Annotated in this window: 13 protein-coding genes; 10 read left to right on the forward strand and 3 right to left on the reverse strand. The window is 54.8% G+C overall.

What is annotated here, in order from left to right; all coding sequences use genetic code 11:
* Window positions 1-26: 26 nt before the first annotated feature.
* The gene (gene trxB, locus RDN66_RS18765; protein ID WP_202216142.1) at window positions 27-992 is read right to left on the reverse strand and encodes a thioredoxin-disulfide reductase; all 966 of its coding nucleotides are present in this window, start codon (window positions 990-992) and stop codon (window positions 27-29) included.
* A gap of 549 nt (window positions 993-1,541) precedes the next feature.
* Here trxB and lrp point away from each other — a divergent pair.
* From lrp to RDN66_RS18815, 10 genes are all read left to right on the forward strand, one after another.
* Window positions 1,542-2,036 carry a leucine-responsive transcriptional regulator Lrp gene (gene lrp, locus RDN66_RS18770; RefSeq protein WP_000228469.1) on the forward strand — a complete coding sequence of 165 codons (495 nt, stop codon included), beginning with the start codon at window positions 1,542-1,544 and terminating at the stop codon, window positions 2,034-2,036.
* A 120-nt stretch (window positions 2,037-2,156) separates the two neighbouring features.
* Window positions 2,157-6,146 (forward strand): DNA translocase FtsK 4TM domain-containing protein, encoded by a 3,990-nt coding sequence (locus RDN66_RS18775; protein ID WP_308538106.1) that lies wholly within the window; start codon window positions 2,157-2,159, stop codon window positions 6,144-6,146.
* Window positions 6,147-6,268: 122 nt separating this feature from the next.
* Entirely contained in the window at window positions 6,269-6,880 is a 612-nt protein-coding gene (gene lolA, locus RDN66_RS18780; protein WP_035896350.1) for an outer membrane lipoprotein chaperone LolA, read from the forward strand.
* 9 nt (window positions 6,881-6,889) lie between these two features.
* Window positions 6,890-8,233 carry a replication-associated recombination protein RarA gene (gene rarA / locus RDN66_RS18785; RefSeq protein WP_115074624.1) on the forward strand — a complete coding sequence of 448 codons (1,344 nt, stop codon included), beginning with the start codon at window positions 6,890-6,892 and terminating at the stop codon, window positions 8,231-8,233.
* 92 nt (window positions 8,234-8,325) lie between these two features.
* Window positions 8,326-9,618, forward strand: a complete 1,293-nt coding sequence (gene serS / locus RDN66_RS18790; protein ID WP_035892448.1) for a serine--tRNA ligase — start codon at window positions 8,326-8,328, stop codon at window positions 9,616-9,618.
* Window positions 9,619-9,819: 201 nt separating this feature from the next.
* A complete protein-coding gene (dmsA, locus tag RDN66_RS18795; RefSeq protein WP_270502032.1) occupies window positions 9,820-12,264 on the forward strand; it encodes a dimethylsulfoxide reductase subunit A in 2,445 nt (814 codons plus the stop codon).
* A gap of 10 nt (window positions 12,265-12,274) precedes the next feature.
* The gene (locus RDN66_RS18800) at window positions 12,275-12,892 is read left to right on the forward strand and encodes a DMSO/selenate family reductase complex B subunit (protein ID WP_035892446.1); all 618 of its coding nucleotides are present in this window, start codon (window positions 12,275-12,277) and stop codon (window positions 12,890-12,892) included.
* A gap of 1 nt (window position 12,893) precedes the next feature.
* Window positions 12,894-13,757, forward strand: coding sequence for a dimethyl sulfoxide reductase anchor subunit family protein (locus RDN66_RS18805; RefSeq protein WP_035892445.1), 864 nt, complete (start codon window positions 12,894-12,896; stop codon window positions 13,755-13,757).
* A 263-nt stretch (window positions 13,758-14,020) separates the two neighbouring features.
* Window positions 14,021-15,172, forward strand: a complete 1,152-nt coding sequence (locus RDN66_RS18810) for an MFS transporter (protein ID WP_308538107.1) — start codon at window positions 14,021-14,023, stop codon at window positions 15,170-15,172.
* A 250-nt stretch (window positions 15,173-15,422) separates the two neighbouring features.
* On the forward strand, window positions 15,423-16,844 hold the full coding sequence (locus tag RDN66_RS18815; RefSeq protein ID WP_035892444.1) for an APC family permease: 1,422 nt from the start codon (window positions 15,423-15,425) through the stop codon (window positions 16,842-16,844).
* Between the two features lie 77 nt (window positions 16,845-16,921).
* On the opposite strand, the gene pflA is transcribed toward RDN66_RS18815, so the two are convergent.
* Both pflA and RDN66_RS18825 read right to left on the reverse strand, forming a co-directional pair.
* The gene (gene pflA / locus RDN66_RS18820; protein ID WP_035892443.1) at window positions 16,922-17,662 is read right to left on the reverse strand and encodes a pyruvate formate lyase 1-activating protein; all 741 of its coding nucleotides are present in this window, start codon (window positions 17,660-17,662) and stop codon (window positions 16,922-16,924) included.
* A 205-nt stretch (window positions 17,663-17,867) separates the two neighbouring features.
* Window positions 17,868-18,661: pyruvate formate lyase family protein (locus tag RDN66_RS18825; RefSeq protein ID WP_308538108.1), on the reverse strand; the 794-nt coding region annotated here is incomplete at its 5' end.

Consider the following 18,661-nt stretch of genomic DNA (forward strand, 5'->3'; position numbering starts at 1 on the left):
TTACTTTTGTTACTGACTTGTAAAGGTTATTTGCAAGCGTCAGCCAGACCGTCGAGATAGCGCTCAGCATCCAGCGCGGCCATACAGCCGGTGCCTGCGGAGGTGATTGCCTGACGGTAAATGTGGTCCATTACATCGCCCGCGGCGAACACGCCAGGGATGCTGGTCTGGGTTGCGTTGCCGTGAATGCCGGACTGCACTTTGATGTAGCCGTTTTCCAGCGCCAGTTGACCTTCGAAGATGGCAGTATTTGGGCTGTGGCCGATAGCCACGAACAGACCCGCTACGTCCAGCGATTCAATTTCTTCGTTTTCGGTAGAACGCAGACGCAGACCGCTTACGCCCATCTGGTCACCGGTGACTTCTTCCAGCGTACGATGGGTGTGCAGCACGATATTGCCGCTTTCCACTTTATCCATCAGACGCTTGATCAGAATTTTTTCCGCGCGGAATGAATCACGACGGTGAATCAGATGCACTTCTGAGGCGATGTTGGACAGATACAGCGCTTCTTCAACCGCGGTGTTACCACCGCCGATAACCGCGACTTTCTGGTTACGGTAGAAGAAACCATCGCAGGTCGCGCAGGCAGAAACGCCGCGGCCTTTGAATGCTTCTTCTGACGGAAGTCCCAGATAGCGAGCAGAGGCACCGGTCGCGATGATTAACGCGTCACAGGTGTACTCACCGCTGTCGCCGGTCAGGCGAAACGGACGGTTTTGCAGATCCACGCTGTGGATATGATCGAAAATAATTTCGGTCTCAAACTTCGTTGCATGCTCGTGCATGCGCTCCATCAGCAGCGGACCGGTCAGGTCGCTAGGATCGCCCGGCCAGTTTTCGACTTCGGTGGTGGTGGTCAGCTGACCGCCTTTTTCCAGCCCGGTAATCAGGACCGGTTGCAGGTTTGCGCGTGCAGCATAGACCGCAGCGGTGTATCCCGCAGGTCCAGAACCAAGGATTAACAACTTACTGTGTTTGGCCGTGCCCATGAGATCCCCATAATTGTTGGCAGACATTGTTCGCGATTGTAGGGAATTTGTAGGCGTAAAAAAAGGGCATAGCGATTTTGTTAACGATATGTGTAATAGGATGAGTCGATTGATTGTCTATTTTAACATCAATAAATATAACTATTTCTACTGCCAGGCTCATGATTATAAGATGATTACATGTGAAACCGGACCCAGGATTCATGAATATGTGGCATGTTGTACTAAAAAAAGATGTTTTGCTTTGACAATCCCCTGTGCTTTTGCGACAACATTCAAGGAAGAAGAAAAGCAGTGTTTCGCGTGTGGTGAATTTTCATGCACGCAAATACCATTTTTACCCGGATCACTGAAATCTACGTATGGTGTGGACAGACGTCATACGTGATGTCGGAGGGTGGCCGTGAGGCGCCGGGCTTCTCATACACATACCCTGGGATATTCGTCGTTGCAGCAACAACGGCGCATTGAAATCGGGAGAAGGCTCTGAACAGTGAAGTGCACAGAGTCAAGACAGGAGTAGGGAAGGAATACAGAGAGACAATAATAATGGTAGATAGTAAAAAACGCCCTGGCAAAGATCTCGACCGCATCGACCGCAACATTCTCAATGAACTGCAAAAAGATGGGCGTATTTCGAACGTCGAGCTTTCCAAAAGAGTAGGACTTTCTCCGACCCCGTGCCTTGAGCGCGTACGTCGTCTGGAACGACAGGGGTTTATTCAGGGCTATACCGCGCTGTTAAACCCGCATTACCTGGATGCATCGCTGCTGGTATTCGTTGAGATTACTCTGAATCGCGGTGCGCCGGACGTGTTTGAACAATTTAACGCCGCTGTGCAAAAACTTGAAGAAATTCAAGAATGTCACTTAGTATCCGGTGATTTCGACTATCTGTTGAAAACCCGTGTACCTGACATGTCAGCTTATCGTAAGCTTCTTGGCGAGACCCTGCTGCGCCTGCCAGGCGTAAACGACACTCGTACTTACGTCGTCATGGAAGAGGTCAAGCAGAGTAATCGTCTGGTAATTAAGACCCGCTAAAACGGAACAGGTGCAAAATCAGCGTAGTTTGATTACACTCCTGTTAATCCATACAGCAACAGTGTCGGCGCAATCTGGCACTGTTGTCCGTTTTAGCATTTGGCACCTGGAGAGCCTTTCTTGAGCCAGGAATATACAGAAGACAAAGAAGTCAAACTCACAAAACTCAGCAGCGGACGCCGGCTCCTTGAGGCGTTACTACTTTTATGCGCCATTTTTGCCATCTGGTTAATGGCTGCACTACTGAGCTTCAATCCTTCCGATCCTAGCTGGTCACAAACGGCCTGGCACGAACCCATCCACAATTTGTGTGGTGCTTCCGGCGCATGGCTGGCTGACACGCTGTTCTTCATTTTTGGCGTGATGGCGTACACCATACCGGTGATTATTGTTGGTGGCTGCTGGTTTGCCTGGCGGCACCGTTCAAGCGAAGAGTACATCGACTACTTCGCCGTCTCGCTGCGCCTGATTGGCGTACTGGCCATCATTCTTACCTCATGCGGCCTCGCGGCGATAAACGCGGATGACATCTGGTACTTTGCCTCCGGCGGCGTGATTGGTAGCCTGCTCAGCACCGCGCTGCAGCCAATGTTGCACAGCAGCGGCGGGACCATCGCACTGCTCTGCATCTGGGCCGCAGGCCTGACGCTCTTTACCGGCTGGTCGTGGGTCAGCATCGCCGAGAAAATGGGCAGTTGGATCCTCAACATTCTGACGTTCGCCAGCAACCGAACCCGCCGTGACGATACCTGGGTCGATGAAGACGAGTACGAAGAAGAAGACGAATATGAAGACGACGGCGAGGAGACGCAGAAAGCGTCGCGTGAATCTCGTCGTGCGCGCATCTTACGTGGGGCACTGGCTCGCCGTAAGCGTATTGCCGAAAAATTCGCTAACCCGATGGGCCGCAAAACGGATGAAGCGCTGTTTTCGGGCCGTCGTATGGATGAGCCTGAAGCCGCTGGCTATGCCGCGCAGGTAGATCCTGATGACGTGCTGTTCTCTGGCGCTAGCGCCACCCGTGCCGCAGGGTATGATGAATACGATCCGCTGCTGAATGGTCATTCTGTTACGGAAGCCGTTGCGGCGACGGGGGCGGCTGCCTGGGTAGCCGAGCCTGCGCTAGCAGCCCCTTCAGTGAGCGAACAGCCGGTGCCAACCCCCGCCGTTGAATGGCAGGCCGTTCCGGCACCCACCACGGTTGACCCCGTAATTGCGCCAGCGCCGGAAGGGTGGCCGCCAGTACAGCAGCCGCAATATGCTCAACCGCAGCAGCCTGCTTACGAGCAGCCGCAATATGCTCAACCGCAGCAGCCTGCTTACGAGCAGCCGCAGTATGCTCAACCGCAGCAGTCTGCTTACGAGCAGCCGCAGTATGCTCAACCGCAGCAGCCTGCTTACGAGCAGCCGCAATATGCTCAGCCGCAGCAGCCAGCTTACGAGCAGCCGCAATACGCTCAGCCGCAGCAGCCAGCTTACGAGCAGCCGCAATACGCTCAACCGCAGCAGCCTGTTTACGAGCAGCCGCAGTATGCTCAGCCGCAGCAGCCAGCTTACGAGCAGCCATACTCCGCTGAGCCGGATTATCTGAACGAACAGCAGGTTACACCTGCTCCCGTTGCTGAACCGGAACCTGTTGTAGAGGGAGAAGTTAAGCCTGCGCACCGCCCGCCGTTGTACTACTTCGAAGAAGTAGAAGAGAAACGCGCGCGCGAACGTGAACAGCTGGCAGCATGGTATCAACCGATCCCAGAACCGCTGGCGCCGATGGAACAACGCGCGTCCTCTGCACCGTCTATTCCCGTTTCTGCGCCAGAACCTTCCGCCGCTGTCGCTCCGGTGGCCGCGAGCGTACGCCATGCAGCAGCCGTTGCTGGAACTGCCGCCGCGGTGGCTGCCTCTGCACCGCTGTTTAGCCCTGCCGAAGGGCCGCGTGCGCAGGTTAAAGAGGGCATTGGTCCACAGCTGCCGCGTCCTAACCGAGTCCGTGTACCCACGCGCCGTGAGCTCGCATCTTATGGTATTAAGCTGCCTTCCCAGCGGATGGCAGAAGAGCGGGCGGCTCGCGAGGCAGAACGTTATCAGCATGATGATAGCAACCCAATGACCGACGATGAAGCCGATGCCATGCAGCAGGATGCACTGGCTCGCCAGTTTGCCGCCTCGCAGCAGCAGCGTTACGGTGAAACGGAAAGTCATGATGATTTCGTGTCTGACGACGATGATGCGGATACGGCAGCCGAAGCGGAACTGGCACGCCAGTTTGCGGCATCTCAGCAGAACCGTTACGCCAGCGAACAACCGGAAGGGGCGCATCCGTTCTCTCTCGACGATTTTGAATTCTCACCGATGAAAACTCTGGTGGATGATACGCCGAGGGCACCATTGTTCACGCCGAGCGTGATGCCGGAACCTACCGTTACGCCGCCGTCTCAACCGCAGCAGCCATCACAGTATGCTCAGGGCCATCAGCAGCCGCCGCAGCATGCACAAGGCTATCATCAGCCTCAGCAGCAATTTGCGCAGCCGCCACAACAGCAGCCTGTGCATCAGCCGGTAACGCCGCAGGAGAGTCTGATTCACCCGCTGCTCATGCGTAACGGCGACGATCGTCCGCTGCAGAAGCCGACGACGCCGCTGCCTTCGTTAGATCTGTTAACTCCGCCGCCAACGGAAGTGGAGCCGGTAGACACCTTCGCGCTGGAACAGATGGCGCGTCTGGTTGAGACTCGTCTGGCCGATTACCGCATTAAAGCGGACGTCGTGAACTACTCTCCGGGCCCGGTTATCACCCGTTTCGAGCTGAATCTGGCGCCTGGCGTGAAGGCGGCACGAATTTCTAACCTGTCACGAGATCTCGCGCGATCTCTCTCGACCGTTGCGGTACGGGTGGTGGAAGTGATTCCGGGTAAACCGTATGTTGGCCTGGAACTGCCGAACAAAAAGCGTCAGACCGTTTACCTGCGCGAAGTGCTCGACTGCGACAAATTCCGTGATAACCCATCACCGTTGACCGTGGTGCTGGGTAAAGATATTGCCGGTGAGCCGGTGGTTGCTGACCTCGCCAAGATGCCACACCTGCTGGTTGCTGGTACAACAGGCTCCGGTAAGTCCGTCGGCGTGAACGCCATGATCCTCAGCATGCTCTACAAAGCGCAGCCTGAGGACGTACGTTTCATCATGATCGACCCGAAAATGCTGGAACTCTCGGTCTACGAAGGGATCCCGCATCTGTTGACTGAAGTGGTAACCGACATGAAGGATGCTGCCAACGCCCTGCGCTGGAGCGTCAACGAAATGGAACGTCGCTACAAACTGATGTCGGCGCTTGGCGTGCGAAATCTTGCTGGCTATAACGATAAAATTGCTGAAGCGGCGCGCATGGGCCGTCCAATTCCGGATCCATACTGGAAACCGGGCGACAGCATGGATGCGACGCATCCGGTTCTGGAAAAACTGCCGTACATCGTGGTTCTGGTTGATGAATTTGCCGACCTGATGATGACCGTCGGTAAGAAAGTGGAAGAGTTGATCGCCCGCCTGGCGCAGAAAGCGCGTGCTGCGGGTATCCACCTGGTTCTGGCAACCCAGCGTCCGTCGGTGGATGTGATTACCGGCCTTATCAAGGCCAACATTCCAACCCGTATTGCGTTTACGGTCTCGAGTAAAATTGACTCCCGTACCATTCTTGACCAGGGCGGCGCTGAGTCGCTGCTGGGAATGGGTGACATGCTCTACGCTGGCCCTAACTCCAACAACCCGGTGCGCGTTCACGGGGCGTTTGTCCGTGACCAGGAAGTGCATGCGGTGGTTCAGGACTGGAAGGCTCGCGGTCGTCCGCAGTACGTTGATGGCATTACCTCCGACACCGAAAGTGAAGGCGGCGGCGGTGGCTTTGATGGTGGCGAAGAGTTGGATCCGCTGTTCGATCAGGCGGTCAACTTTGTGACCCAGAAACGCAAGGCATCAATCTCCGGCGTACAACGCCAGTTCCGCATTGGCTACAACCGTGCAGCCCGTATCATCGAACAGATGGAAGCGCAGGGGATCGTCAGCGAGCAGGGGCACAACGGCAACCGTGAGGTGCTGGCACCGCCGCCGTTCGATTGATTGCAAAGATGGGTAAATAAGTCAGAATTCAGTATTTTCTTCTGTCACCGCTCTGGGCGAAGTCTTAGAGTGAGTGCCAGAGGCTCTCCTGCCGGGAGCATGAAGCTATTTAAGGATTAATAATGAAAAAGATCGCGATCACGTGTGCATTACTTTCCAGCTTTGTTGTCAGCAGCGTATGGGCTGATGCCGCAGGCGACCTGAAAAGCCGTCTGGATAAAGTGAGCAGCTTCCACGCCAGCTTCACCCAGAAAGTGACCGACGGCAGCGGCAACGCGGTGCAGGAAGGCCAGGGCGATCTGTGGGTAAAACGTCCGAACCTGTTTAACTGGCACATGACGCAGCCGGATGAAAGCATTCTGGTGTCTGACGGTAAAACGCTGTGGTTCTACAACCCGTTTGTTGAACAGGCGACGGCTACCTGGCTGAAAGATGCGACGGGCAATACGCCGTTTATGCTGATTGCCCGCAACCAGGCCAGCGACTGGCAGCAGTATAATATTCAGCAGACCGGTGATGACTTTGTGCTGACGCCGCGCGGCAGCAACGGCAACCTGAAGAAATTTACGATTAACGTTGGTCGTGATGGCACGATTCATCAGTTCAGCGCCATTGAACAGGACGATCAGCGCAGCAGTTATCAACTGAAATCGCAGCAGAACGGTGCGATAGAGGCGTCTAAATTCACCTTTACACCGCCGCAGGGCGTGACGGTGGACGATCAGCGTAAGTAAGAGGCAGGCGTGGGCAATTTGTCGCTCGATTTTTCTGATAATACCTTCCAACCTCTGGCCGCGCGTATGCGGCCAGAAAACTTAGCGCAGTATATCGGCCAGCAGCATCTGCTGGCTGCCGGCAAGCCGCTGCCGCGCGCTATTGAAGCCGGACACCTGCATTCGATGATCCTTTGGGGGCCGCCGGGCACGGGGAAAACGACGCTGGCGGAAGTGATTGCTCGCTACGCGAATGCCGACGTTGAGCGAATCTCTGCTGTTACCTCCGGAGTGAAAGAGATTCGTGAAGCCATCGAGCGTGCCCGACAGAACCGCAACGCTGGGCGTCGAACCATTCTATTTGTAGATGAAGTTCATCGCTTCAACAAAAGCCAGCAGGATGCCTTCCTGCCGCATATTGAAGACGGCACCATCACCTTTATTGGTGCGACCACCGAAAACCCCTCGTTTGAGCTGAACTCGGCGCTGCTCTCCCGTGCCCGTGTCTATCTGCTGAAATCCCTGACCACCGAGGATATTGAACAGGTATTGACTCAAGCCATGGAAGACAAAGCACGGGGCTACGGCGGGCAGGATATTGTTCTGCCGGACGACACGCGCCGCGCGATTGCCGAATTGGTCAACGGCGATGCCCGTCGTGCGCTCAATACGCTCGAAATGATGGCTGATATGGCGGAGCTGGATGATGCCGGCAAGCGCGTCTTGCAGCCCCAGCTTTTGACTGAAATTGCCGGTGAACGCAGCGCTCGCTTTGATAACAAAGGTGACCGCTTTTATGACCTGATTTCGGCGCTGCATAAATCGGTACGCGGCAGCGCGCCCGACGCGGCGCTCTACTGGTACGCCCGCATTATCAGCGCGGGTGGCGATCCGCTCTATGTTGCTCGTCGTTGCCTTGCCATTGCTTCAGAAGATGTCGGCAACGCTGACCCGCGCGCGATGCAGGTGGCGATTTCCGCCTGGGACTGCTTTACCCGCGTTGGTCCGGCGGAAGGGGAACGGGCCATTGCGCAGGCGATTGTTTACCTGGCCTGTGCACCGAAAAGCAACGCTGTTTATACCGCCTTTAAAGCAGCAATGGCCGATGCCCGCGAACGTCCGGATTACGACGTACCGGTGCATCTGCGAAACGCGCCAACCAAACTGATGAAAGAGATGGGCTACGGGCAGGAATATCGTTATGCCCACGACGAGCCAAATGCTTACGCCGCTGGTGAAGAGTATTTCCCCAGCGAAATGGCACAAACGCGCTACTATCACCCGACCAACCGAGGTCTTGAAGGCAAGATTGGCGAAAAGCTCGCCTGGCTCGCTGAACAGGATCAAAATAGCCGCACAAAACGCTACCGCTAGTGCAGTCGTTGCGGTAATGTTGTCGATGTACCTCTGCGACCACGGGCTGTGGTCGCATACTCCACTTTCAATTCGATAAGCATAGGATAAGCATGCTCGATCCCAATCTGCTGCGTACAGAGCCAGACGCAGTCGCAGAAAAACTGGCACGCCGGGGCTTTAAGCTGGATGTAGATAAACTTCGCGCTCTTGAAGAGCGTCGTAAAGTACTGCAGGTAGAAACTGAAAATCTGCAGGCAGAGCGTAACTCGCGATCGAAATCCATCGGCCAGGCGAAAGCACGCGGGGAAGACATTGAGCCTTTACGCCTGGAAGTGAACAAGCTTGGCGAACAACTTGATGCCGCTAAATCAGAACTGGATGTTCTGCTGGCTGAGATTCGCGATATTGCGCTGACTATCCCGAACATCCCGCATGACGACGCACCGGTAGGCCGTGACGAAAACGACAACGTTGAAGTTAGCCGCTGGGGCACGCCGCGTGAATTCGATTTCGAAATCCGCGACCACGTTACGCTGGGTGAAATGCACAGCGGGCTGGACTTCGCCGCTGCCGTTAAGTTGACCGGTTCACGTTTTGTCGTGATGAAAGGCCAGATTGCCCGTATGCACCGCGCGCTGTCGCAGTTCATGCTGGATCTGCACACCGAACAGCACGGCTATAGCGAAAACTATGTGCCTTACCTGGTAAACCAGGACACGCTGTACGGCACCGGTCAACTGCCGAAATTTGCCGGCGACCTGTTCCATACTCGTCCGCTGGAAGAAGAAGCAGACAGCAGCAACTACGCGCTGATCCCAACGGCAGAAGTGCCGCTGACCAACCTGGTGCGCGATGAAATCATCGACGAAGACGATCTGCCGATCAAAATGACCGCGCACACGCCGTGCTTCCGCTCTGAAGCGGGTTCCTACGGTCGTGATACCCGTGGTCTGATTCGTATGCACCAGTTCGACAAAGTTGAGATGGTGCAGATCGTACGTCCAGAAGATTCTATGGCGGCGCTGGAAGAGATGACCGGTCACGCGGAAAAAGTCCTGCAATTGCTGGGTCTGCCGTACCGTAAAATCATTCTGTGCACCGGTGATATGGGCTTCGGCGCATGCAAAACCTACGACCTCGAAGTCTGGGTTCCAGCGCAGAATACCTACCGCGAGATCTCCTCTTGCTCTAACGTCTGGGATTTCCAGGCTCGCCGCATGCAGGCTCGTTGCCGCAGCAAGTCCGACAAGAAAACGCGTCTGGTTCACACCCTGAACGGGTCTGGTCTGGCCGTAGGTCGTACGCTGGTTGCCGTGCTGGAAAACTACCAGCAGGCAGATGGTCGCATCGAAGTACCTGAAGTACTGCGTCCATACATGAACGGTCTGGAATACATCGGTTAATCCTACACTGCTTCACAAAAAAAGCGCCGAAAGGCGCTTTTTTTATATCCGCATTGATACCGAACAATACCTCTTCGGGTAGAACGTTTGATACTCCCTTCTAAGTAACACCAGCATATAAAACTATAATAACAGTATTTCGTTATATAAATGACTATATAGAGGATGATGTTTTCAATGTTAGCAACGAAGTGAGAGTCCATGAAAACTGAAACCCCCGATGCTTTATTGGCAGCCGAGGTCAGCCGCCGTGGTTTGATGAAAACCACGGCCATTGGCGGACTGGCGATGGCCAGCAGTGCGTTTACGCTTCCCTTCAGCCGCATCGTGAATGCTGCCGAGGCGATTGCGCCGAGTACGGCGGCAGAGCGCGTAACCTGGAGTGCGTGTACGGTTAACTGTGGAAGCCGCTGCCCGCTGCGCATGCATGTTGTCGATGGCGAGATTAAATACGTCGAAACGGATAATACGGGTGATGATAACTACGACGGCTTGCATCAGGTTCGCGCCTGTCTGCGCGGTCGTTCCATGCGCCGTCGTGTCTATAATCCCGATCGTCTGAAGTACCCGATGAAGCGGGTCGGTAAACGTGGCGAAGGTAAATTCGAGCGCATCAGCTGGGAAGAAGCTTTTGACACCATTGCCGACAACATGAAGCGGCTGATTAAAGATTACGGTAACGAATCCATCTATCTCAATTACGGTACCGGTACCCTTGGCGGTACGCTGACCCGCTCCTGGCCACCGGGAAAAACCCTGGTTGCTCGCCTGATGAACTGCTGCGGCGGTTACCTCAACCACTATGGTGACTACTCTTCTGCGCAGATTGCCGCGGGCCTGAACTACACCTACGGCGGCTGGGCCGACGGTAACAGCCCGTCAGATATCGAAAACAGCAAGCTGGTCGTGCTGTTTGGCAATAACCCGGGCGAAACGCGTATGAGCGGCGGCGGGGTCACGTACTACCTGGAGCAGGCGCGCCAGAAATCGAATGCCCGCATGATTATCGTCGACCCGCGTTATACCGATACTGGTGCAGGGCGTGAAGATGAGTGGATCCCTATCCGTCCTGGTACCGATGCGGCGCTGGTTTCAGCGCTGGCGTGGGTGATGATCACCGAAAACCTGGTCGATCAGCCGTTCCTCGATAAATACTGCGTTGGCTACGACGAAAAAACGCTTCCGGAAGGTGCACCGGCAAACGGTCACTATAAAGCCTATATTCTGGGGCAAGGCAGCGATGCTACGGCGAAAACGCCGGAGTGGGCTGCGAGCATTACCGGTATTCCTGCTGAGCGTATCGTGAAACTGGCGCGTGAGATTGCGCTGGCCAAACCGGCCTATATCTCTCAGGGCTGGGGGCCACAGCGTCATGCTAACGGCGAAATTGCTACTCGCGCTATCTCCATGCTGTCGATTCTGACCGGTAACGTCGGGATCAACGGCGGCAACAGCGGCGCGCGTGAAGGCTCCTATGAGGTACCGTTTGAGCGTATGCCAACGCTGGAAAACCCGGTACAGACCAGCATTTCCATGTTTATGTGGACCGATGCGATCGTTCGCGGTCCAGAAATGACCGCGCTGCGCGACGGCGTCCGTGGTAAAGACAAGCTGGATGTGCCGATCAAAATGATCTGGAACTATGCCGGTAACTGCCTGATTAACCAGCACTCTGAAATCAACCGCACCCATGAAATTCTGCAGGACGATAAGAAGTGCGAAATGATTGTGGTGATTGACTGCCACATGACTTCGTCGGCGAAATATGCCGATATCCTGTTGCCCGACTGCACTGCGTCTGAGCAGATGGATTTCGCGCTGGATGCCTCCTGCGGCAACATGTCCTACGTTATCTTCACCGATCAGGTCATCAAACCGCGTTTCGAATGCAAAACGATCTATGAGATGACTACTGAGCTGGCGAAACGTATGGGCGTTGAGCAGCAGTTCACCGAAGGGCGGACGCAGGAAGGATGGATGCGCCATCTGCATGAGCTTTCTCGTCAGGCCGTGCCGGAACTGCCGGACTTCGATACCTTCCGCAAGCAGGGCATCTTCAAGCAGCGTGACCCTGAAGGGCATCACGTTGCCTATAAAGCCTTCCGTGAGGACCCGCAGGCCAATCCGCTGACTACGCCGTCAGGGAAAATTGAAATCTACTCGCAGGAACTGGCAAAAATTGCCGCAACCTGGGAACTGGCCGAAGGCGATGTTATCGATCCGTTACCGATCTACACCCCTGGCTTTGAGAACTACAACGATCCGCTGGCAGAGAAATTCCCGCTGCAGTTGACCGGTTTCCATTACAAAGCTCGCGTTCACTCGACTTACGGCAACGTTGATGTGCTGAAAGCGGCCTGTCGTCAGGAGATGTGGATCAACCCGCTGGATGCGAAGAAACGCGGCATCGCCAACGGCGATCGTGTGCGTATCTTTAACGATCGTGGGGAAGTGCATATTGAAGCTAAGGTCACGCCGCGAATGATGCCGGGCATCGTCGCGCTGGGTGAGGGGGCTTGGTACAACCCGGATGCTAAAGGTATTGACCAGGCCGGGAGCATTAACGTGCTGACCACCCAACGTCCGTCGCCGCTGGCGAAAGGCAACCCATCGCACACGAACCTTGTCCAGGTTGAGAAGGTGTAAGGAGTAACCGATGACTACCCAATATGGCTTTTTTATTGACTCCGCTCGTTGCACCGGTTGTAAAACCTGCGAGCTGGCGTGTAAAGATTACAAAGACTTAACCCCGGACGTCAGCTTCCGCCGTATTTATGAATACGCAGGCGGTGACTGGCAGGAAGACAACGGCGTCTGGAATCAGAACGTCTTTGCCTACTACCTGTCCATCGCCTGTAACCACTGCGAAGACCCGGCCTGTACCAAAGTGTGCCCAAGCGGCGCGATGCACAAACGCGAAGACGGCTTTGTGGTCGTCAACGAAGATGTGTGCATCGGCTGTCGCTACTGTCACATGGCCTGCCCGTACGGCGCACCGCAGTACAACGAAGCCAAAGGTCACATGACCAAATGTGACGGCTGCCACGAGCGTGTGGCGGAAGGTAAGAAACCGATTTGTGTGGAATCCTGCCCGCTGCGCGCGCTGGACTTTGGCCCAATCGAAGAGCTGCGTCAGAAGCACGGTACGCTGGCGGCGGTGGCACCGCTGCCATCGGCACACTTCACGAAACCAAGCATTGTGATTAAACCTAACGCCAATGCACGTCCGTGCGGCGATACCACTGGCTATCTGGCCAATCCGAAGGAGGTGTAAGATGGGAAGTGGATGGCATGAATGGCCGTTGATGATCTTCACGGTCTTTGGGCAGTGCGTAGCAGGTGGGTTTATCGTCCTGGCACTGGCATTGCTCAAGGGGCAACTCCCTCGAGAACAGCAGCAGCGCGTGGTGCTGAGCATGTTTGCGCTGTGGGTGTTGATGGGCATTGGTTTTATCGCCTCAACGCTGCACCTCGGTTCGCCAATGCGCGCCTTTAACTCGCTGAACCGCGTGGGAGCTTCCTCGCTCAGTAACGAAATTGCCAGCGGCGCAATCTTCTTTGCGGTCGGCGGCATTGGCTGGCTGCTGGCGGTCACCAGCAAACTCTCCTGCGCGCTGCGCAGCGTGTGGCTGGTGGTGACGATGGTGCTGGGCGTGGTGTTTGTCTGGATGATGGTGCGTGTCTATAACACCATCGATACCGTGCCAACCTGGTACACCATCTGGACGCCGCTGAGCTTCTTCCTGACGCTGTTTATCGGCGGCCCGCTGCTGGGTTACCTGCTGTTGCGCTGGGCAGGCGTTGAAGGCTGGGGTATGCGCCTGCTGCCGGTTATCAGCCTTGCTGCGCTGGTGGTGAGCGTGATTGTCACCACGATGCAGGGCGTTGAGCTGGCTTCCATTCAGAGCTCAATCCAGCAGGCTTCCGCGCTGGTGCCTGATTACGGCTCGCTGATGGCGTGGCGTATCGTGGCAATCGCTCTGGCGCTGGTCTGCTGGGTTGCTCCGCAGCTCAAAGGCTATCAACCCGCGTTACCGTTGCTGAGCCTGGCGTTTGTGCTGGTGTTGGTCGGTGAGATGATTGGCCGTGGCGTATTCTACGGTCTGCACATGACCGTCGGGATGGCGGTCGCCAGCTAAGCAAAATAAGCTGCCAGGGCAGGCTTGCCCTGGCACTTTTTGTCCATGAATTTTTTCGACTGAACCCTCATTCGGCTATTCTGCTATTTTTCAATTAAAACAATCTAATAAGTAAACTTAACCGCGGCTTATCGTTGCGTTGAATAAGAAACGTCAATCGTTGAGCCAGAAAGCCTTCTGCCGTTGAAATCAGGTGGATTGACAATGTTTTTGGCAGTGGCATGATGCGCACGAAATCTGTCTATCCTCACGGTTTTGAACCCATGACCACCTATACTCGCCCAGTGCTATTGCTGCTCTGCGGCCTACTGTTATTGACGCTGGCGATCGCGGTATTAAACACGCTCGTCCCGCTCTGGCTCGCCCATGAAAATCTGCCTACCTGGCAGGTGGGAGTGGTGAGTTCGTCCTATTTTACCGGCAACCTGGTTGGCACCATGCTCACCGGGCGGCTGATTAAGCGTCTTGGTTTTAATTACAGTTACTACATCGCCTCGCTGATTTTTGCCGCGGGCTGCGTGGGGCTCGGCTTTATGGTGGGCTTCTGGAGCTGGATGTTCTGGCGCTTTATCGCGGGCGTTGGCTGCGCCATGATTTGGGTAGTGGTCGAGAGCGCGCTGATGTGCAGCGGCACCTCACGTAACCGCGGTCGCCTGCTGGCGGCCTATATGATGATGTATTACATCGGGACCGTGCTGGGACAGGTTATCGTCAGCAGATTGCCGACGGATATGGCAACCATTCTTCCGCTGATAACCGGCGTGGTGCTGGCAGGCATTTTACCGCTGCTGTTTACCCGCATTGTGAACCAGAAAGACGAAGCGCAGGATGAAAGTGCTCGCGTTTGGCCAATGTTCAAACTGCGTCAGGCTCGTCTGGGGGTTAATGGCTGCATTATTTCCGGGATTGTCCTGGGCTCGCTTTATGGCCTGATGCCGCTGTACCTGAACCACCGTGGCGTCAGCGATTCCGGTATTGGGTTCTGGATGGCGGTGATGGTCAGCGCGGGGATCCTCGGTCAGTGGCCGATTGGCCGGTTGGCAGACCGCTATGGGCGCCTGATGGTGCTGCGCGTTCAGGTCTTTGTGGTCATTATTGGCTGCTTAGGCATGTTGAGCCAGGCTGCAATGGCACCCGCGCTGTTTATTCTCGGCGCTGCGGGCTTCACGTTATATCCGGTGGCAATGGCCTGGGCCTGCGAGAAGGTGGAACATCATCAACTCGTCTCGATGAACCAGGCGCTGCTGCTGAGCTATACCATCGGCAGCCTGGTGGGACCATCGTTGACGGCAATGCTGATGCAAAGTTATTCCGACAACCTCTTGTTCATCATGATTGCTGGGGTATCGTTTGTATATCTGATGATGCTGCTGCGCAAAGCCGGACATCATCCTACCCCGGTGGCTCACGCCTGATCCTGCTGACGCGTTATGAAAACATGACGCGTCATTCTTTCCTGCATCGCTATACTAAGGTTTGCCACGTCGCTTTCGCGTAGGTGGGGGCGAGCTTATATTCTTCTGACTTCCAGACAATAAACCCGATTAAATGTGCGAGATGTTGTAATTTTGCACGCTCGCGTTACCTATTTTGGATTAGTGCTCGCATAATCATCCGTCGATAAAAATCGCATTCGCGAACAATAACATTCAAGGAACGGAGTTTATGGCAGGCGAACAAGAAAAGCAGCTGCGGTGGTATAACATCGCGCTGATGTCGTTTATTACGGTTTGGGGTTTCGGCAACGTCGTCAATAACTACGCCAACCAGGGGTTGGTAGTTGTCTTCTCGTGGCTGTTTATCTTCGCACTCTATTTCACACCTTACGCGCTTATCGTCGGCCAGCTTGGTTCGACCTTTAAGGATGGGAAGGGGGGCGTTAGCACCTGGATTAAAAATACGATGGGGCCGGGGCTGGCGTATCTGGCTGCCTGGACCTACTGGGTTGTCCACATTCCTTATCTGGCGCAGAAGCCGCAGGCCATTCTGATTGCGCTGGGCTGGGCAATAAAGGGAAACGGTTCGCTTATCACCGAGTATGGCGTGGTGGCGCTTCAGGGCTTTACGCTGGCGCTTTTCGTCTTCTTCATGTGGGTGGCATCCCGAGGGATGAAGTCGCTGAAGCTGGTAGGGTCGATTGCCGGGATCGCCATGTTCGTGATGTCGCTGTTGTACGTGGTGATGGCGGTGACGGCACCGGCTATCACCGAGGTGAAAATCGCCACCACCAATATTACCTGGCAAACCTTTATTCCGCATTTTGACTTCACCTATATCACCACCATTTCGATGCTGGTGTTCGCGGTGGGCGGGGCTGAAAAGATCTCACCGTACGTCAATAACACCCGTAACCCGGGAAAAGAGTTTCCGCGCGGAATGATCTTTCTGGCGGTCATGGTTGCCGTGTGCGCGATCCTCGGTTCACTGGCAATGGGAATGATGTTCGACTCTAACCATATTCCTGACGATCTGATGGCTAACGGTCAGTATTATGCTTTCCAGAAACTGGGGGGCTATTACCACATGGGCAACTCTCTGATGGTGATCTATGCCATTGCGAACACGCTGGGGCAGGTTGCCGCGCTGGTGTTCTCCATCGATGCGCCGCTAAAGGTGCTGCTGAGCGATGCCGACAGCCGTTATATCCCGCAGAAGCTCTGTAAAACTAACGCTTCAGGCACACCGGTGAACGGGTATCTGCTGACGCTGGTGTTGGTCGCATTGCTGATTATGTTACCGACGCTGGGTATTGGTGATATGAACAATCTCTACAAATGGCTGCTCAATCTCAACTCTGTGGTGATGCCGCTGCGCTATCTGTGGGTGTTCGTCGCGTTTATCGCGGTAATTCGTCTGGGGCAGAAATATCAGTCGGAGTATGTCTTTATCCGTAATCGTTCGTTGGCGATGACGGTTGGCGTATGGTGCTTCTTGTTTACCGCGTTTGCCTGTCTGACCGGCATTTTCCCGAAAATGACCGCCTTTACGCCGGAGTGGGCATTCCAGCTATCGCTTAACGTGGCCACGCCGTTTGTGCTGGTGGGGTTAGGGCTGATCTTCCCACTGTTGGCGCGCAAAAAGCGCTAAAAGAAAACCCGGCATAAAGCCGGGTTTAAAATCGGTAGCCCGGCCGAGCGCAAGCGACGCCGGGATGAGCAGGGGAGTTAGTACATCACCTTATGACCATACTGCTCGAGGATGCCTTTCACGCGCTCCATGGTCTCTTTCTTCGGTGGGTGTACGCCGTCCAGCTTGTACTCTTCACCCATCGCTACCCACTTGTGTTTCCCCAGCTCGTGATAAGGCAGCAGTTCGATTTTTTCAACGTTGCCCATATCGCGGGTAAACTCGCCGAGACGATGCGCGGAGTCGTCGTCGTCTGACCAGCCTGGTACCACGACGTAGCGGATCCAGACGTTGATGTTTTTCTTCGACAGATACTGAGCAAACTCCAGCGTACGATGGTTGGAGACGCCAACCAGGTTCTGGTGAATGTCGTCGTTCATCTGCTTAAGATCGAGCATCACCAGGTCAGTCACTTCCAGCAGTTCATCAATGACCGGATCATAACGACGGACGAAACCATTGGTGTCAAGACAGGTATGAATCCCTTCTTTGTGGCAAGCGCGGAACCAGTCACGCACAAACTCGGCCTGCAGAATAGCTTCACCGCCGGACGCGGTCACACCGCCGCCGGAAGCATTCATAAAGTGGCGGTAGGTCACCACTTCTTTCATCAGCTCTTCAACGGTGATCTCTTTACCGCCGTGGGTGTCCCAGGTATCACGGTTGTGGCAATACAGGCAGCGCATCAGGCAGCCCTGGAAGAAGGTAATAAAACGGATGCCTGGGCCATCAACGGTGCCACAGGACTCAAAGGAGTGAATACGACCAATTACAGACATTGCGGTGTTATCTCCAGTTCTTCCCAGCTTTACAGCCAGGTTTGCGAGCACGGTTATAAAGCCGCGTCGAGTTTATTTTGCTTGTTAACTTCAGTATAGAAGTCAGCAAGCAAAATCCACTCAGCGAGTGTCGATTATAAGAAAGGCCCCACCGAGGTGGAGCCTTCATTTTACGCGTTTTTAATCGCGATTTCAGTCAAATCTATTAGATAGATTGAGTGAAAGTACGGGTAATAACGTCCTGCTGCTGTTCTTTAGTCAGGGAGTTAAAACGTACTGCGTAGCCAGATACACGGATGGTCAGCTGCGGATATTTTTCCGGGTTTTCCATCGCGTCGAGCAGCATTTCGCGGTTCATTACGTTAACGTTCAGGTGCTGACCGCCTTCGATAGACGCTTCGTGGTGGAAGTAACCGTCCATCAGACCAGCCAGGTTGGTTTTACGAACGTCGTCGTCTTTACCCAGAGCGTTAGGAACGATAGAGAAGGTGTAAGAGATACCATCTTTAGCGTAAGCAAACGGCAGTTTAGCAACGGAAGTCAGAGAGGCAACAGCACCTTTCTGGTCACGACCGTGCATTGGGTTAGCACCTGGGCCGAATGGAGCGCCAGCGCGACGACCGTCTGGGGTGTTACCGGTTTTCTTACCATAAACCACGTTAGAGGTGATGGTCAGAACAGACTGAGTCGGGATAGCGTTACGGTAAGTAGTCAGTTTCTGAATTTTCTTCATGAAACGTTCTACCAGGTCAACCGCCATGTCATCGACGCGAGCGTCGTTGTTACCAAACTGCGGGTATTCGCCTTCGATTTCGAAGTCAACAGCCAGACCGTTTTCATCACGAATCGGTTTAACTTTCGCATATTTGATTGCAGACAGGGAGTCAGCAGCAACGGACAGACCAGCGATACCACACGCCATGGTGCGGATAACGTCACGGTCGTGCAGCGCCATCAGAGAGGCTTCGTAGCTGTACTTGTCGTGCATGTAGTGGATGA

It is taken from the genome of uncultured Kluyvera sp. (genome assembly GCF_902485085.1).
In the GTDB taxonomy this organism is placed as follows: domain Bacteria; phylum Pseudomonadota; class Gammaproteobacteria; order Enterobacterales; family Enterobacteriaceae; genus Kluyvera; species Kluyvera ascorbata.

What these genes read in the sequence shown, in the direction of transcription:
- trxB (WP_202216142.1), bottom strand. Translation starts at nt 992, where the DNA reads ATGGGCACGGCCAAACACAGTAAGTTGTTAATCCTTGGTTCTGGACCT.
- lrp (WP_000228469.1), top strand. Translation starts at nt 1,542, where the DNA reads ATGGTAGATAGTAAAAAACGCCCTGGCAAAGATCTCGACCGCATCGAC.
- lolA (WP_035896350.1), top strand. Translation starts at nt 6,269, where the DNA reads ATGAAAAAGATCGCGATCACGTGTGCATTACTTTCCAGCTTTGTTGTC.
- serS (WP_035892448.1), top strand. Translation starts at nt 8,326, where the DNA reads ATGCTCGATCCCAATCTGCTGCGTACAGAGCCAGACGCAGTCGCAGAA.
- dmsA (WP_270502032.1), top strand. Translation starts at nt 9,820, where the DNA reads ATGAAAACTGAAACCCCCGATGCTTTATTGGCAGCCGAGGTCAGCCGC.
- RDN66_RS18800 (WP_035892446.1), top strand. Translation starts at nt 12,275, where the DNA reads ATGACTACCCAATATGGCTTTTTTATTGACTCCGCTCGTTGCACCGGT.
- RDN66_RS18805 (WP_035892445.1), top strand. Translation starts at nt 12,894, where the DNA reads ATGGGAAGTGGATGGCATGAATGGCCGTTGATGATCTTCACGGTCTTT.
- RDN66_RS18810 (WP_308538107.1), top strand. Translation starts at nt 14,021, where the DNA reads ATGACCACCTATACTCGCCCAGTGCTATTGCTGCTCTGCGGCCTACTG.
- RDN66_RS18815 (WP_035892444.1), top strand. Translation starts at nt 15,423, where the DNA reads ATGGCAGGCGAACAAGAAAAGCAGCTGCGGTGGTATAACATCGCGCTG.
- pflA (WP_035892443.1), bottom strand. Translation starts at nt 17,662, where the DNA reads ATGTCTGTAATTGGTCGTATTCACTCCTTTGAGTCCTGTGGCACCGTT.